The organism is Paenibacillus silvestris (genome assembly GCF_009882985.1).
Taxonomy (GTDB): domain Bacteria; phylum Bacillota; class Bacilli; order Paenibacillales; family NBRC-103111; genus Paenibacillus_E; species Paenibacillus_E silvestris.
Map to the genome: position 1 here is coordinate 1 of NZ_WTUZ01000026.1, position 443 is coordinate 443.

At 55.1% G+C, this 443-nt stretch carries 1 rRNA gene; it reads left to right on the forward strand.

The annotated features are described in order from the left end of the window. Positions 1 to 443: ribosomal RNA gene (locus GQF01_RS26425) — 16S ribosomal RNA — on the forward strand; the annotation flags it as partial.

Below are 443 nucleotides of genomic sequence, written 5' to 3' on the forward strand. Positions count from 1 at the left end.
ATGGAGAGTTTGATCCTGGCTCAGGACGAACGCTGGCGGCGTGCCTAATACATGCAAGTCGAGCGGAGCACTTCGGTGCTTAGCGGCGGACGGGTGAGTAACACGTAGGCAACCTGCCTATAAGACTGGGATAACTATCGGAAACGATAGCTAAGACCGGATAACTGGTTTTCTCGCATGAGAGAATCATGAAACACGGAGCAATCTGTGGCTTATAGATGGGCCTGCGGCGCATTAGCTAGTTGGTAGGGTAACGGCCTACCAAGGCGACGATGCGTAGCCGACCTGAGAGGGTGAACGGCCACACTGGGACTGAGACACGGCCCAGACTCCTACGGGAGGCAGCAGTAGGGAATCTTCCGCAATGGACGCAAGTCTGACGGAGCAACGCCGCGTGAGTGATGAAGGTTTTCGGATCGTAAAGCTCTGTTGCCCTAGACGAA